This window comes from Streptomyces sp. NPDC022910 (assembly GCF_055561075.1).
The window spans coordinates 98802-111691 of the sequence record NZ_JBVHHL010000012.1 but is presented as its reverse complement, the minus strand read 5'-3'; the positions used below and the strand labels follow the sequence as shown (position 1 = coordinate 111691).

Genomic DNA, 12890 nt, shown 5'->3' with positions numbered 1-12890 from the left:
GGTGCGGGAGTCGGGAGTCGCCGCAGAGCCGGCCCCCTACCCGGCACGACGGGCTGCTCGCCCGCCGGGGAGGGTGCCGGACCCCGGATCAGGCGCCCAGCAGCCGCCGCAGCCAGCGCGCCCGGGCGGCCCGGGCCTCCTGGGAGACAAGAGCCTGCGGGGCGAAGCCGTCGAATCCGTGGAATCCGCCGGGCCACACGTGGAGTTCGGCGCGCCCGCCCGCCTGCCAGATCCGGGTGGCGTAGGCAACGTCCTCGTCCCGGAAGGTCTCCGCGGAGCCGACGTCGATGAAGGCGGGCGGCAGGCCGGCCAGATCGGTGGCACGGGCCGGGGCGGCGTACGGCGAGACATCCGGGCCGCCGCGGGCTTCGCCCAGCAGCGCGCCCCACCCGGTTTCGTTCGCGGTGCGGTCCCACACGCCACGCCCCGCCATCTGGCGGGTGGAGTACGAATCGTTGCGGTCATCGAGCATGGGGCACAGCAGCAGCTGGCCGAACAGGGCCGGGCCGCCTCGGTCCCTCGCGAGCAGGGCGAGCGCTGCGGTGAGGCCGCCGCCCGCGCTGCCGCCCGCGACCACGATCCGCTCGGGGTCGATGCCGATTTCCTTGGCGTTCTCGGCCGTCCACACGAGGCCGGCGTAGCAGTCCTCGACCGGGGCGGGGTGCGGGTGTTCCGGGGCCAGCCGGTATTCCACGGACACCACGACAAGACCCAGCTCCTCGGCCAGGTCGAGCATCTCGTCGACGCCCATGCGGTTGTCGCCGAGGATCATCCCGCCGCCGTGCGTGTGGTACAGGGCCGGCAGCGGGCCGCTCGCACCCGTCGGCCGGCAGATGAGCAGGGAGACGTCCGGCGCGCCCGCCGGTCCGGGCACCGCCCGTTCCTCGATCTCGAAGGCGCCGCCGCGGCGCAGGTCGTCGTCCGAGGGCGGCGGGAGGATCATGCCCGCGCGGACCTCGGGGATCGCCTCGGGCGGGAAGCCCGGTGACAGCTGGTCGGCGATCAGTTCCAGAGCGGCCGCCAGCTCCGGATCGAAGGGCGGCGGCGGAAGGACCGGCCCGTCGTCTGCGGTTGCCGGGGAGGTGGGCTCGGCGGTCATGGCTGCTCCTCGCGTCGTGGCCACGCCCGTGTGGCCAGTGCGTTCATGGTGCCCACGGGTCCGTCGTCCCGGTACGCGCCGTTCGGCGGGGATCCCCCGCCGAACGGCGGGGCGGCTCGGAACCCGACGGCCCTCCAGTCGGCACCCCGGCAGCCCTCCTCCCTCGGCACGCCTGTGCACGCGCCGCCACAGGAAGCAGCCTTCTTCCTCGAGACAACGACGGCTACGGCGCCGACGAGGCCCCAGCCCCGACGGGCCAGCCGGGCTCAATTCGCGGCTCAGGCCCGTCCCCGGCTCTCCAGCCGCAACTCGACGTCGACCTCCTGGTCTCCGGCGACCACGCCCAACTGGTGGACGACGAACGTCTCGTCCAGGGCGCGGCGCAGTTGCTCCACCGCCCGGGGCTCGCCCTGCAGTTCGGCCTTCACCGGACCCGACAGCGGCGACGTCGGTGCCGCCCGCTCGGCCGTGCCCGGGGCGGCCGACGTGTCGAACGTCCCGGTCCACATCGTGGGCCGGGACCCCTCGGTCTCGTGCGGCACATCCTGGACGCATCGGTCCGAGCCGAAGTGCCGGCACAGTTCGGCGAACAGGCTCCCGGCGTCCGAGGCCGAGCAGTCGCTGACCACCACCTCGACCTGTGGTGCGTGCGCTACGGGCGAGTTCACGGCCGCTCCTCTCCTTCGGTGACCGACGCGGGTACCCCACCCCCGATTCCCCCATGCACGACGGTACGGCCGAAGCGACGGGCCCGCCTGTCGGGGCGCCGTCCGCGATGTGGGCGGTAAGGCCCCTGGTCAGCGCTGTCCGTGAGCTATGTTGAAGGTTCTCGGGACACAGAGGAGGAGGTCCGGTGTCATCGCCGCAGCAGGCACGCGCGCAGGCATCTGCGATCACTGCGGGCAAGACGGCCCCGGAGGCGGATGCCGCACCGACGTCCCAGCTCAGAGAGTTGTTCGACGGCCCGCGGCTGTCCCCTGGGCATCGCCGCATCGCCCAGTACCTGATCGAGCACATCACCGAGGCCGCGTTCCTGTCGATCACGGATCTGGCCGAGCGGGTGGGGGTCAGCCAGCCCTCGGTGACCCGCTTCGCCGCCGCCGTCGGCTTCAGCGGTTACCCGGCGCTGCGGGAGAAGCTCCAGGCCATCGCCCTCGGCACGCTGGGCAGCCCGGGCGCGCCGGCGGAGCCCCGCAGCAACGAGCTGCAGGCGGCCGTGGACGCCGAGATCGAGAACCTGGAGAACCTGCGCCGGGACTTCGCCGACCCGGACGAGGTGATCCGCGTCGGCCGCGCGCTGTCGGAGTCGACGCCGCTGACGGTGATGGGCCTGCGGATCTCCGGGTCGCTCGCCGAGTACTTCGCATACGGGGCCCGGCGCATTCACCCCGACGTGCGGCTGGTGACGCGCGGCGGCAGCGTCGCCTACGAGGCGCTGCTCCAGTCCCGGGAGGCGGGCGGCACCTGGGTGCTGGCGTTCGGGATGCCCCGGCACGCCCAGGAAAGCCTGACGGCGGTGCGGGTGGCGCGCAGTGCAGGGCTCCAGGTCGCCCTGATCACGGATCTGGGGCTGGGGCCGCTCGCCGACGAGGCCGACGTCGTCTTCGCCACGGGCACCGGCTCGCGCCTGGTGTTCGACTCGTACGCCGCCCCCGGTCTGATGGCCGCGGCGCTGCTGCAGGCCATGACCGACGCCGACCCGGAGCGGACGCAGGTCCGCCTCGAGGATTACGAGCAGATCGCAGACGAGCACCAGTTCTTCGTGAAGGACTGACACACAGGCCGCCCGGGCAACAAGGCGGGGTCATTCGCCACAAATCAGGGATGAATTTTTTCATGTTCTTGCGTATCCGGCGGTATATATAAATACTTCTTGCGGATCGCACCCGGCCCCCGGGTCGCGCCGTACGGACCACCGAGGCCGTCCGCTCCTACCCACGGGCTTCGGGTGTCCGGCCGGGCCCCGCTGCGCGGGCGTCCATGGCGGCGGCTCCGGCCCTCCCCTAGACCGGAGCCGCCCCCAGTTGCCGCACCACCTGAGCCGACGTGACCCGGAAGCGAAGACCATGGCCTTGACGACGTACTCGCCGATCAGCTCGGACTGGCCGTGCCAGGTCAAAACCCCCGGCAGCTACGACTGGGAGCGGTCGGCGGCCAAATGGCTGCGCGAACTCGTACCCGCTCGCTACGCGAGCTACCCGGCCCTGATCCGCCATCCGGTCCTGCTCGCCCGGCACGCACAGATCCAGGTGCAGCACGAGGTGCGCGTGGCCCGCACCGCGCTTCAGACGGCCCGCGCGGAGCTGCCCGGACTCGGTCTGCCCGAGTCGGTCATCGAGCACACGATCAAGATGTACGCCGCCGAGCTGCTGCAGCTCCAGCACATCGCGCGCAGCGTGCGGGCGGTCAGCCAGGCCCTGGTGGAGAGCAGCACCGTGCGCGCCGGCCACTGACGGCGGGGCGCACCACCACTGGTTCCGCGACCGTGTGGGGCATTCGGCCCTCCGCGGGCACTGTCCACCGCGAAGCCGGGCATCCGTAGGAGAGGACGACTCCTACGGATGCCCGGAGCTGCGCATGGACTCCACCATCTGGACCGCGATCGCGGTCGTCGCGGTCCTCGCGGCAGCCGTGCTCGGCGTGGCGCTCGCCGTGCTGCTACGGCTGGTGCGCACCCGCCGGGACCTGCGCCGTGCCGGACTGCCGACCGGTCCGCGCTGGGTCTTCTGGGGCGCGGTCCTGTATCTGGTGCTGCCTGCCGATCTGCTGCCGGACCCCGTGTATCTGGACGACATCGGCGTGCTGCTGCTCGCCCTGAGGTCGATGCGCGCCGCCGTTCCGGTACGGGAACCCGGGCGTGGCGGCGGCGCGTTGTCCGACTGACGGGCGGCCGTTCCGTGGCCGCGTGCGTCCTGGCAGCGGTACGGACGGGCGGACGGCACGATGAGCGAGCTGGTTCCCGGGGGCAATCTGCCCCTGCCGGACGGCACCCTGACGCTCAGGGTGCCGGGGCCGTTCGACGTCTCCGCGCTGGTCACCGACGCCGACGGGAAGGTGCGCGGCGACGCGGACTTCGTGTTCTACAACCAGCCGTCCGCACCCGGCGTCCGACTGCTCCGCGAGGAACTGACCGTCCATCCGCCCGGGTTGAGGGCCGATGCCGAACGCGTCACCGTCGTCGCCAGCCCCGCCGACCCGTCCGTGGACCTGGGCGTCCTGCCCCCGCCCACGCTGTACGTCACCGGCCCGGGTGGCCACGCCGTCGCCCGCTTCACCCCGCCGCGCCCGCAACGGGAGACCGTACTGCTGCTCGCCGAGCTCTACCGAAGGGGCATGGGCTGGAAGCTGCGGGCACTGGGGCAGGGGTACGCGGACGGACTGGCGGGCGTGGCCCGTGACTTCGGGGTGGAGGTGGCGCAGGACCCGGCTCCGGCTTCTGCCTTCGTACCCCAGTCGACGCTCGCGCCCCCGCCCGACGGTTTCCTGGCCCTCGTCAACACGGCGCGGGCGAGGACCGGTTCGCCTCCCGTCTCACTCGACGCGCGACTCGCCGCGGCGGCGCACGCGCACGCCGCCGGGATGGCCGCCCGCGGCGCCCTCGCCGCCGAGAGCGCGGACGGCGTCTCCGTGCACCAGCGGATCACCGCGAGCGGCTACGCCTATCTGACCGTCGGCGAGCACCTCGTCTCCGGTCCGCGCACGCCTGCCGAGTTCGTGGAGTACTGCCTTTCCGACGAGCGGTCGCGCCGCACCCTGTGCGAGCCCGCGTTCACCCAGGCCGGTGTGGCCTGCCTCCGCGGGCCGCGCTCGGGCGATCTGTACTGGACGGCGCTCTGGGCCCGGCCGTTCACCGCCGCCGGCCTGGCACGGACGGCCGACGAGGTGATCGCGCTGACCAACGCCGAGCGGGCCACGGCCGGTCTGCGGCCGCTCGCCGCCGATCCCAGGCTCACGGCCGCGGCCCAGGCGCACAGCGCCGACATGGTGGCCCGCGCGTTCTACGCGCACACCTCCCCCGACGGCCGCGAGCCCTGGGACCGTGCCGCCGCCGCGGGTTCCGGCCATCGCACGGTGGGCGAGAACATAGCCTGCGGCCAGCGCTCCCCGGCCGAGGTCGTCCGCGGCTGGATGGACAGTCCAGGCCACCGCGCCAACATCCTCAAGCCCGCCTTCACCCATATGGGCGTCGGTTTCGCGGGCGGCGGCCGGGCGGGAACGTACTGGACGCAGCTGTTCGGCGGCTGACACCGTCGATCCGCTCACCCTCCTCGGCGACTTGTCCCGCGTCGATGCGACCCGTCGGCACCCACGGCGCGTACAGATGATGCCGTCGCCCCCATCCGTGGCGCGGCCGGTGCCGGGCCCCCGGCGCCGGGACAAGGAGAGTGGGAGAGAACAGCCGATGGTCTCAGCAACGGTGGGCAGGGGAACGGCGCTCGGCGCGGTCCTGTTGTCCCTCCTGGCGGTTCCCGCACACGCCGCCGGCGCCGACGCCACCACGAGGGTCGCGGCCGCGGAACTGCCCCCGCCCGACGTGGCCGGACTGGACGGCGTGCTGCGCACGGTGCTGGCGCAGGGCGCTCCCGGTGCGATGGCGCGGATCGACGACGACGGCACCGTGTACACGGCGGCCGAGGGCGTCGCCGACACCTCCACCCGACGGGCCATCAGCACTGAGGACCGGTTCCGGATCGGCAGCGTCACCAAGAGCTTCTCCGCGGTCGTGCTGCTGCAACTCGTCGACGAGGCCAAGCTGGACCTCGACGCGTCGGTGAACTCGTACCTGCCCGGGCTCCTGCCCGACGGCCGGATCACGGTGCGGCACCTCATGAGCCATCGCAGCGGTCTGTACGACTACACGAACGACATGTTCGCGCGCACCGTGCCGGGCTTCGAAGCGGTACGCAACAAGGTGTTCACCTACCAGCAGCTGCTGAACCTGTCGCTCAAGAAGCCGCTCACCAACGCGCCGGGGGCCGCGTACTCGTACTCGAACACCAACTTCGTCGTCGCGGGCATGCTCATCGAGAAGCTGACGGGGCACTCCGTGCAGACGGAGTACACGGAAAGGATCACCAAGCCGCTGGGGCTGAACGACACCGTCTACGTGCACCCGAACACCGCCATTCCAGGGCAGCACGCCAACGGCTATCTCACCCCGGACCAGGCCGGTGCGGCACTGGTGGACTCGACCGAGCAGACGGTCTCCTGGGCGCAGAGCGCGGGAGCGATGATCTCCAGCACACGCGATCTGGACACGTTCTTCTCGGCGCTGGCGAGCGGAAAGCTCGTCTCGGCGCCCCGGTTGGTGCAGATGGAACAGTGGACGCAGGTCAACAGCACCCAGGGATACGGGCTCGGACTGCGCCGACGTGACCTGTCGTGCGGTGTCTCGGTGGTGGGGCACACGGGCACCGTGCAGGGGTACTACACCTACTCGTTCACCTCGCAGGACGGCAGGCGCAGCGTGACGGCGCTGGCGAACACCTCCAACAACGCGGCGGTGCTGAACACCTTGAACCGTACGCTCGAAGCCACCTTCTGCGGCACGCGGACCACCAAGGCCGCGAACCGCGGCGCGGGTTTTGCCGAAAGCCGCGAGGACATCGCACCGGCCATCACCCGCGACTGATCGTCCGGGCGCGACCCCGCACACATCTGCGCGTGCGGCCGGGAGCTGGAGTACCCTCTCCCGGCTGTACGCGGACAGGATTGTGAGGCCGTGCGGTGTCGGACTTCTCCAACAGGACGGGCGGCGCCCTCGTCGCGGGCGGTACCGGGGGGATCGGTGCGGCGATCGTGCGGATCCTGGCGGAGCGGGGCAGCGACGTGGCGTTCACCTACCGTGCCGACCAGGAGGCGGCGAAGGCCCTGTCCCGCGAGGCCCGCGAGCACGGGCGTCGCGTGCTGCCCCTGCGGCTCGACCTGGGCGACGACTCCGCCACGGCACGGACCGTGAACGAGGTCGCCGACGCCTTCGGCGGCATCCACACCGTCGTGTACGCGGCGGGCCCGCATGTACCGATGGTGCATCTGAGCAGGGTCTCGCCCAGCCAGTACCGTGCGCAGCTCGACGCGGACGCGGGGGCGTTCTTCACACTGGTGCATCCCGCGCTGCCGAGGCTGCGGGAGAGCCGGGGCAGCATCGTCGCGGTCACCACCGTCGCCACCCGCCGGTTCCCGGTGCGCGACGGGCTGTCGTCGGGCACCAAGGGCGCGGTCGAGGCGGTCGCGCGGGCGCTGGCCGCCGAAGAGGGGCGGTTCGGCGTGCGCGTGAACTGCGTCGCTCCCGGCATGCTGACGGACGGCATCGCGGCACGGCTCATCGCAACCGGTGAACTCGACGAGCAGGCGTTGAACATCACCCGGCGCAACATCCCGCTGCGCCGCTTCGGCACCGCCGCTGACGTGGCGGAGGCGGTCGCGTTCCTCGCCTCGGACCGGGCCGGGTTCATCAGCGGGCAGGCTCTGGGCGTCGACGGCGGGTACAGCGTCTGACGCGGATGACATGGCCGGTGTTCGCCGGGACCTCAGCTGGACTCCCTCACCACCAGCCGGCAGGGCACGCTGTGCACGCCCGGTGCCGGATCGGCGTCCATGGCCTCCAGCAGGCGCAGGGCGGCGATCCTGCCGATCTCGGTGAGGTTCATGTCGATGGTGGTCAGGGACGGACGGGACGCCGACGCCATGGTGTCCCAGTTGTCGTACCCGTCGACGGGGACGTTCACCCCGCGCTCGCGCAACGCGTCCGTCACACCGCGGGCGATCTGGTCGTTGCCGCAGAAGGACGCGTCCGTGTCCGTGCCATGCGCAGCACCGCGTCGGCGGCCCGGCGGCCCCACGCCTCGCTCCACTCGCCGAAGTGGACCCGGTCGGTCGCGAGGCTCAACGAGGAGCGCTCCAGGTGCTCGACGGCGTGACGGGCGCGGTCGCGGGCGGCGGCGTGGTGTTCGGGCCCGGTGACGTGTGCGATCCGGGAGCGGCCGGTGGCCCAGCAGATGGTCGACGGCCAACCGCGCCCCGCCCCGGTCGTCGGTGACCACCGAGGTGTCGGCGGGGTCGGTGGAGGGTGAGAGCGCGTAGAAGGTGGGCACGGAGTCGACGCCGGCCAGCGGGGGTCGGTCCGGCGGCCGGTGACGATGATGCCGTCGACCCTGCGGTCCATCAGCGTGCGCAAATGGTGCTGCTCCCGGATGGCGTCGCCCCGGGTGTCGCACAGGAGTACCGAGATCTTCCCGGTGCCGAGCGCGTCCTCCACGCCGAGCAGGACGGGGGTGCTGAACCGGCCGATGCCGTCCGTCGTCCTGAGACCGACCGTCCAGCTGCGGCCGCTGTGCAGGCTCTGGGCGTGGAGACTGACCTCCCGCTGACGCCGGGCGAACGGTTCGGCCCTCAGCTCCGTGCGGCCCCCCGGTGGTTGGGCCGCCGGTGAAGTGGCTGGTCCGGAGCGGGGCGGCTCCCAAGAGGCGGGATGTCGCGGGTGCGCGGCTTGTCCGCGTCGAGTGTGAGCGGTTCGCCGTGGTGGTGGATCGCCATCGGTTCCCCGTCGAGCAGTGTGTACGTGGCCGCCCTGCCCCCGATCTCCACCCGCAGCCGACGGCCCCGCAGTTGCAGCGTGAAGGCGAGCCGGCCGAACTTCTCGGTCAGGCGCGGCGCGAACTCGATCTTCGCCCCGTGGTGGCGCAGTCCCCCGAAGCCCGCGACGAGCGCCATCCACGTACCGGCGAGGGACGCGATGTGCAGGCCGTCGCGGGTGTTGTGCTCCAGGTCCTGCAGGTCCATCAGCGCGGCCTCGTGCAGATAGTCGTAGGCGAGGCCGAGATGGCCGGCCTCGGCCGCGATGACCGCCTGGCAGCACGCGGACAGCGACGAGTCCCGCACCGTGAGGGGCTCGTAGTAGCCGAAGTTGCGCGCCTTGTGCTCCGCGTCGAAGTAGGGGCTGCACGTGTACATCGCCAGGACCAGGTCGGCCTGCTTGACCACCTGTTTGCGGTACAGGTCGAAGTACGGGAAGTGCAGCAGGAGCGGGTACTGGTCGGGGCGGGTCGCGGCGAAGTCCCAGCGCTGGTAGCGGGTGAATCCGGCGTGCTGTTCGTGCACGCCCAGTTCGTGGTTGTACGGGACGTGCATCGCCTCGGCCGCGTCGCGCCAGGCCGCACTCTCCTCCTCGTCGACGGCCAGTTCCCGGGCCCGGCGCGGATGGCGTTCCACGGCGTCGGCGGCGGCCAGCAGGTTCGCGCGGGCCATCAGATTGGTGTACGTGTTGTCGTCGGCGACCGCGCTGTACTCGTCGGGGCCCGTCACCCCGTCTACGTGGAAGGTGCCATGGTTGTCGTGGTGTCCGAGCGAGCGCCACAACCTGGCCGTCTCCACCAGCAGTTCGACGCCGGTGTCGCGTTCGAAGGCCTCGTCGCCGGTGGCCGCCGTGTAGCGGACGACGGCGTCCGCGATGTCGGCGTTCACATGGAACGCGGCGGTGCCGGCCGGCCAGTAGGCCGAACCCTCCGAGCCCTCTATGGTCCGCCACGGGAACGCCGCCCCCCGCAGCCCGAGTTGGGCGGCCCGCTCCCGGGCGGCGGGCAGCGTGTTCTGCCGCCACCGCAGCGCCTCGGCGACCGCGTCGGGCGAGGTGTAGGTGAGCAGCGGGAGCACGAACATCTCGGTGTCCCAGAAGGCATGGCCGTCGTAGCCGGAGCCGGTCAGCCCCTTGGCGGGTATCGCGCGCCGCTCGGCGCGCGCACCGGCCTGCAGAACGTGGAAGAGGGCGAAACGGACCGCCTGCTGGATCTGCTCGTCGCCCTCCACCTCGACGTCCGAACGTGCCCAGAACTCGTCCAGATAGGCTCGCTGTTCGGCGACAAGACCGGACCAGCCCGTACTCGTGGCGGCGGCCAGCGCCGCGTCCACCTGGTCGCTGATCGCGGGCAGCGAGCGTGTGCCGGACCAGCCGTACGACACGAACTTCTCCACGCACAGTCGCTCGCCGGCATCCAGTGCGGAGGCTACGGTGAGACGTGCGAGGTGGTCGGTCGCCTCGCTCTCGGTCGTGGTCGGCCGGGGACCGCGAACGATGTGGTCGGCCGCGGCACCGACCCTCAGGCCGCTCCTGCGGGTGCGGTGCACCAGCCGCAGCCGGCCACCCTTGGCGAAGTGCTCCTCCGCCTCCAGCGGCGACTCCAGAACGACCGCGGCACGCGGATCGCCGTCGTGGCCCGGCAGTTGCTCGTTGGCGACCAGCTCCGACTGCACGACGACGCGGGCCGGTCCGTCGACGGCCTCGACCTCGTACGCGACCGCGGCGATGGCCCGCTGGGTGAAGGAGACCAGGCGCGTGGAGCGCACCCGGACCGTCGTGCCGGCCGGTGAGGTCCACTCACAGGTCCGGGTGAGCGTGCCGGCCCGCAGATCGAGGACGCGTTCGTGGGAGCGCAGGGTGCCGTAGCGCAGGTCGAAGGGCTCGTCGTCCACCAGCAGACGGATGATCTTGCCATTGGTGACGTTGATGACGGTCTGCCCGGACTCTGGGTAGCCGTAACCCGCCTCGGCGTAGGGCAGCGGATGGAGTTCGTGGACGCCGTTGAGGTAGGAGCCCGGCAGTCCGTGCGGCTCCCCCTCGTCGAGGTTGCCGCGCCAGCCGACGTGCCCGTTGGACAGCGCGAACACGGACTCGCTCTGCGGCAGGACGTCGAGGTGCAGTCCACGCTCGCGCAGCGCCCAGGGCTCGACGGCGTACGACGTGTGCGTGATCACGGCCGCTCCCCCAGTTCCGCGAGGTCGCGTACGACGACGTCGGCGCCATGGGCGCGCAGCGCGTCCGCCTGGCCGACGCGGTCCACGCCGACGACGTACCCGAAATGGCCGGATCGCCCGGCGTCCATGCCTGCGAGCGCGTCCTCGAAGACGGCGGCGGCCTTCGGCTCGACGCCGAGGTCGTGGGCGGCGGCGAGGAAGGTGTCCGGGTGCGGTTTGCCCGGCAGATGCCGCTCGGCGGCGACGACTCCGTCGATGCGCACGTCGAAGAGGTGCTCGGCGCCGATCGAGCGCAGCACGTCACGACAGTTGGCGCTGGAGGAGACGACGGCCGTACCCAGGCCGGCGGCCCGCACGGCCTCGACGTACCGGATCGTGCCGTCGTAGGCCTCGACGCCGCGCGTGCGGATCAGTTCCAGGAGCAGTTCGTTCTTGCGGTTGCCGAGGCCGTGGACGGTCTGCCGCTCCGGCGGGTCGTCGGGGTCGCCCTCGGGCAGGTGGATGCCCCGCGAGGCGAGAAAGGTGCGCACGCCGTCGGCGCGGGGGCGCCCGTCGACGTACTCGTCGTAGTCGGCGACCTCGTCGAAGGGGCGGTAGGTGTCCCCGTCCCGTCGGCGCAGGAAGTCGTCGAACGTCTGCTTCCACGCGGCCGCGTGGACGACGGCGGTCTTGGTGATGACCCCGTCGAGGTCGAAGAGGCAGGCCTGGATGCCGTCCGGAAGACCGAGCTCTGTCATAGGGGCCACTTTCCCCGAAGAACGCCGTGCACAGAGTGGCGAGCGCCACATTCCGCCGCCCCCACGCCGCAGAAGCGCCCATGTGGGCGCCGATGCCGTCGTGGGCGGATCACCTCAGGAACGTCCGACCCCGCGTTCCGCCGACGCCGCAGCCGAGCGCATGCAGGTACTCCAGGGGGCCACGACCACTGTGCGGTCGTACCTGGCGAGCCACTCGCCCGCCTCGCCGCCGACGACGACGAGCGCCTTGGCCTGAGCGTCCGTCAGCCCTTTGAGCCGGCGCTCCAGATGGGCCGAGACCATGCTCACGCACACCTCGGCCCGCAGCCGCTCGAGTTCCACCGCATCGTCGTGGTCATGCAGTCGTGACTCGCTCATACGACGCCGTGGTTCCTTTCCCGTCTGCTCGCATGGCGCGCGCCCGGTGCGGGCGGCCCTCTGACTGCGCCTTCCCCGCGATCCCCCACCTACACCAGCGACTCCTCGGCCGGCCGGCGGCACGGCCGAGGGGCGCCGTGGGCCCATCCGTCGTTCTCGCGATCCTGCGCGACCTCTGGTCCAATGGCGAGGACCCACCCCGGCAGCGAGCGGCGTACCTCCATGACCTTCGACGACCTCCTGAAGCGGGCCGCGTCCCTGGCGCGGCCGGGTCACCGTGCGATCCTCGGCATCACGGGCAGCCCTGGTGCGGGCAAGACGACGCTCGCCGAGCACGTGGTGCGCGAACTGAACGGTGACGGGCCGCCGTGGGTGGCGCACGTGCCCATGGACGGCTTCCACCTCGCCGATGTCGAGCTCGACCGCCTGGGCCGCCGGGACCGCAAGGGCGCGCCCGACACGTTCGACGCGGCAGGGTACGCGGCGCTGTTGCGGCGCCTGCGCGAGGAGGAGAACGCCGAGATCGTGTACGCGCCGGGATTCGAGCGGGTGCTGGAGCAGCCGATCGCGGGAGCGATCCCCGTGCCGCCGACGGCCCGGCTGGTCGTCACGGAGGGCAACTACCTGCTGCTGGACACGGGCGCCTGGGCGAGGGTCCACCGGTACCTCGACGAGGTGTGGTTCTGCGAACTCGACGAGGAGGAGCGCATCCGCCGGCTCGTCGCCCGCCATGAGGAGTTCGGCAAGGAGCACGATGAGGCGGTGGCGTGGGTGCTCGGCACGGATCAGCGCAACGCGGACCTGGTGGCGACGACCAGTTACCGGGCGGACCTGGTCGTGCCCGGGGCAGCACTGGTGACGTCCTTCGCTCCGAACGCACGGTCCTGACCTGTCCGGCGTCGCGCGGTGGCAGCCGGATTGTCGGT

The 12890-nt window shown here is 72.0% G+C and carries 14 protein-coding genes; 7 read left to right on the top strand and 7 right to left on the bottom strand.

Annotated elements, in window-relative coordinates:
• Nucleotides 1–88: 88 nt before the first annotated feature.
• Together ACZ3TS_RS14720 and ACZ3TS_RS14715 are read right to left on the bottom strand one after the other, a co-directional pair.
• Nucleotides 89–1099: an alpha/beta hydrolase gene (locus tag ACZ3TS_RS14720; RefSeq protein WP_467617533.1), complete on the bottom strand. Its 1011-nt coding sequence runs from the start codon at nt 1097–1099 to the stop codon at nt 89–91.
• A 278-nt stretch (nt 1100–1377) separates the two neighbouring features.
• Nucleotides 1378–1767, bottom strand: coding sequence for a hypothetical protein (locus ACZ3TS_RS14715; protein ID WP_467617530.1), 390 nt, complete (start codon nt 1765–1767; stop codon nt 1378–1380).
• 185 nt (nt 1768–1952) lie between these two features.
• Between ACZ3TS_RS14715 and ACZ3TS_RS14710 the strand changes: the two genes are divergently transcribed.
• The 6 genes from ACZ3TS_RS14710 to ACZ3TS_RS14685 all read left to right on the top strand — a co-directional run bounded on the left by ACZ3TS_RS14710 (nt 1953) and on the right by ACZ3TS_RS14685 (nt 7597).
• A complete protein-coding gene (locus tag ACZ3TS_RS14710; RefSeq protein ID WP_467617527.1) occupies nt 1953–2873 on the top strand; it encodes a MurR/RpiR family transcriptional regulator in 921 nt (306 codons plus the stop codon).
• Between the two features lie 292 nt (nt 2874–3165).
• Nucleotides 3166–3552, top strand: a complete 387-nt coding sequence (locus ACZ3TS_RS14705; protein WP_467617525.1) for a hypothetical protein — start codon at nt 3166–3168, stop codon at nt 3550–3552.
• Nucleotides 3553–3676: 124 nt separating this feature from the next.
• Nucleotides 3677–3982 carry a YkvA family protein gene (locus tag ACZ3TS_RS14700; RefSeq protein WP_467617523.1) on the top strand — a complete coding sequence of 102 codons (306 nt, stop codon included), beginning with the start codon at nt 3677–3679 and terminating at the stop codon, nt 3980–3982.
• A 60-nt stretch (nt 3983–4042) separates the two neighbouring features.
• Nucleotides 4043–5344 (top strand): CAP domain-containing protein, encoded by a 1302-nt coding sequence (locus tag ACZ3TS_RS14695; protein WP_467617520.1) that lies wholly within the window; start codon nt 4043–4045, stop codon nt 5342–5344.
• A gap of 157 nt (nt 5345–5501) precedes the next feature.
• Nucleotides 5502–6731, top strand: coding sequence for a serine hydrolase domain-containing protein (locus ACZ3TS_RS14690; RefSeq protein ID WP_467617518.1), 1230 nt, complete (start codon nt 5502–5504; stop codon nt 6729–6731).
• 95 nt (nt 6732–6826) lie between these two features.
• Nucleotides 6827–7597, top strand: coding sequence for an SDR family NAD(P)-dependent oxidoreductase (locus tag ACZ3TS_RS14685; protein WP_467617516.1), 771 nt, complete (start codon nt 6827–6829; stop codon nt 7595–7597).
• Between the two features lie 32 nt (nt 7598–7629).
• On the opposite strand, the gene ACZ3TS_RS14680 is transcribed toward ACZ3TS_RS14685, so the two are convergent.
• From ACZ3TS_RS14680 to ACZ3TS_RS14660, 5 genes are all read right to left on the bottom strand, one after another.
• Entirely contained in the window at nt 7630–7854 is a 225-nt protein-coding gene (locus ACZ3TS_RS14680; protein ID WP_467617513.1) for a substrate-binding domain-containing protein, read from the bottom strand.
• Nucleotides 7851–8357 carry a type 1 periplasmic-binding domain-containing protein gene (locus ACZ3TS_RS14675; protein ID WP_467617510.1) on the bottom strand — a complete coding sequence of 169 codons (507 nt, stop codon included), beginning with the start codon at nt 8355–8357 and terminating at the stop codon, nt 7851–7853. The genes ACZ3TS_RS14680 and ACZ3TS_RS14675 overlap by 4 nt, the downstream gene beginning before the upstream one ends.
• A gap of 134 nt (nt 8358–8491) precedes the next feature.
• On the bottom strand, nt 8492–10849 hold the full coding sequence (locus ACZ3TS_RS14670; RefSeq protein WP_467617508.1) for a glycoside hydrolase family 65 protein: 2358 nt from the start codon (nt 10847–10849) through the stop codon (nt 8492–8494).
• Nucleotides 10846–11586 (bottom strand): HAD family hydrolase, encoded by a 741-nt coding sequence (locus ACZ3TS_RS14665; protein WP_467617506.1) that lies wholly within the window; start codon nt 11584–11586, stop codon nt 10846–10848. The genes ACZ3TS_RS14670 and ACZ3TS_RS14665 overlap by 4 nt, the downstream gene beginning before the upstream one ends.
• A 114-nt stretch (nt 11587–11700) precedes the next feature.
• Entirely contained in the window at nt 11701–11964 is a 264-nt protein-coding gene (locus ACZ3TS_RS14660; protein ID WP_467617503.1) for a hypothetical protein, read from the bottom strand.
• Nucleotides 11965–12186: 222 nt separating this feature from the next.
• Between ACZ3TS_RS14660 and ACZ3TS_RS14655 the strand changes: the two genes are divergently transcribed.
• The gene (locus ACZ3TS_RS14655) at nt 12187–12852 is read left to right on the top strand and encodes a nucleoside/nucleotide kinase family protein (RefSeq protein ID WP_467617500.1); all 666 of its coding nucleotides are present in this window, start codon (nt 12187–12189) and stop codon (nt 12850–12852) included.
• Nucleotides 12853–12890 lie beyond the last annotated feature (38 nt).

What these genes read in the sequence shown, in the direction of transcription:
- ACZ3TS_RS14665 (WP_467617506.1), bottom strand. Translation starts at nt 11,586, where the DNA reads ATGACAGAGCTCGGTCTTCCGGACGGCATCCAGGCCTGCCTCTTCGAC.
- ACZ3TS_RS14690 (WP_467617518.1), top strand. Translation starts at nt 5,502, where the DNA reads ATGGTCTCAGCAACGGTGGGCAGGGGAACGGCGCTCGGCGCGGTCCTG.
- ACZ3TS_RS14695 (WP_467617520.1), top strand. Translation starts at nt 4,043, where the DNA reads ATGAGCGAGCTGGTTCCCGGGGGCAATCTGCCCCTGCCGGACGGCACC.
- ACZ3TS_RS14720 (WP_467617533.1), bottom strand. Translation starts at nt 1,099, where the DNA reads ATGACCGCCGAGCCCACCTCCCCGGCAACCGCAGACGACGGGCCGGTC.
- ACZ3TS_RS14700 (WP_467617523.1), top strand. Translation starts at nt 3,677, where the DNA reads ATGGACTCCACCATCTGGACCGCGATCGCGGTCGTCGCGGTCCTCGCG.
- ACZ3TS_RS14660 (WP_467617503.1), bottom strand. Translation starts at nt 11,964, where the DNA reads ATGAGCGAGTCACGACTGCATGACCACGACGATGCGGTGGAACTCGAG.
- ACZ3TS_RS14655 (WP_467617500.1), top strand. Translation starts at nt 12,187, where the DNA reads ATGACCTTCGACGACCTCCTGAAGCGGGCCGCGTCCCTGGCGCGGCCG.
- ACZ3TS_RS14705 (WP_467617525.1), top strand. Translation starts at nt 3,166, where the DNA reads ATGGCCTTGACGACGTACTCGCCGATCAGCTCGGACTGGCCGTGCCAG.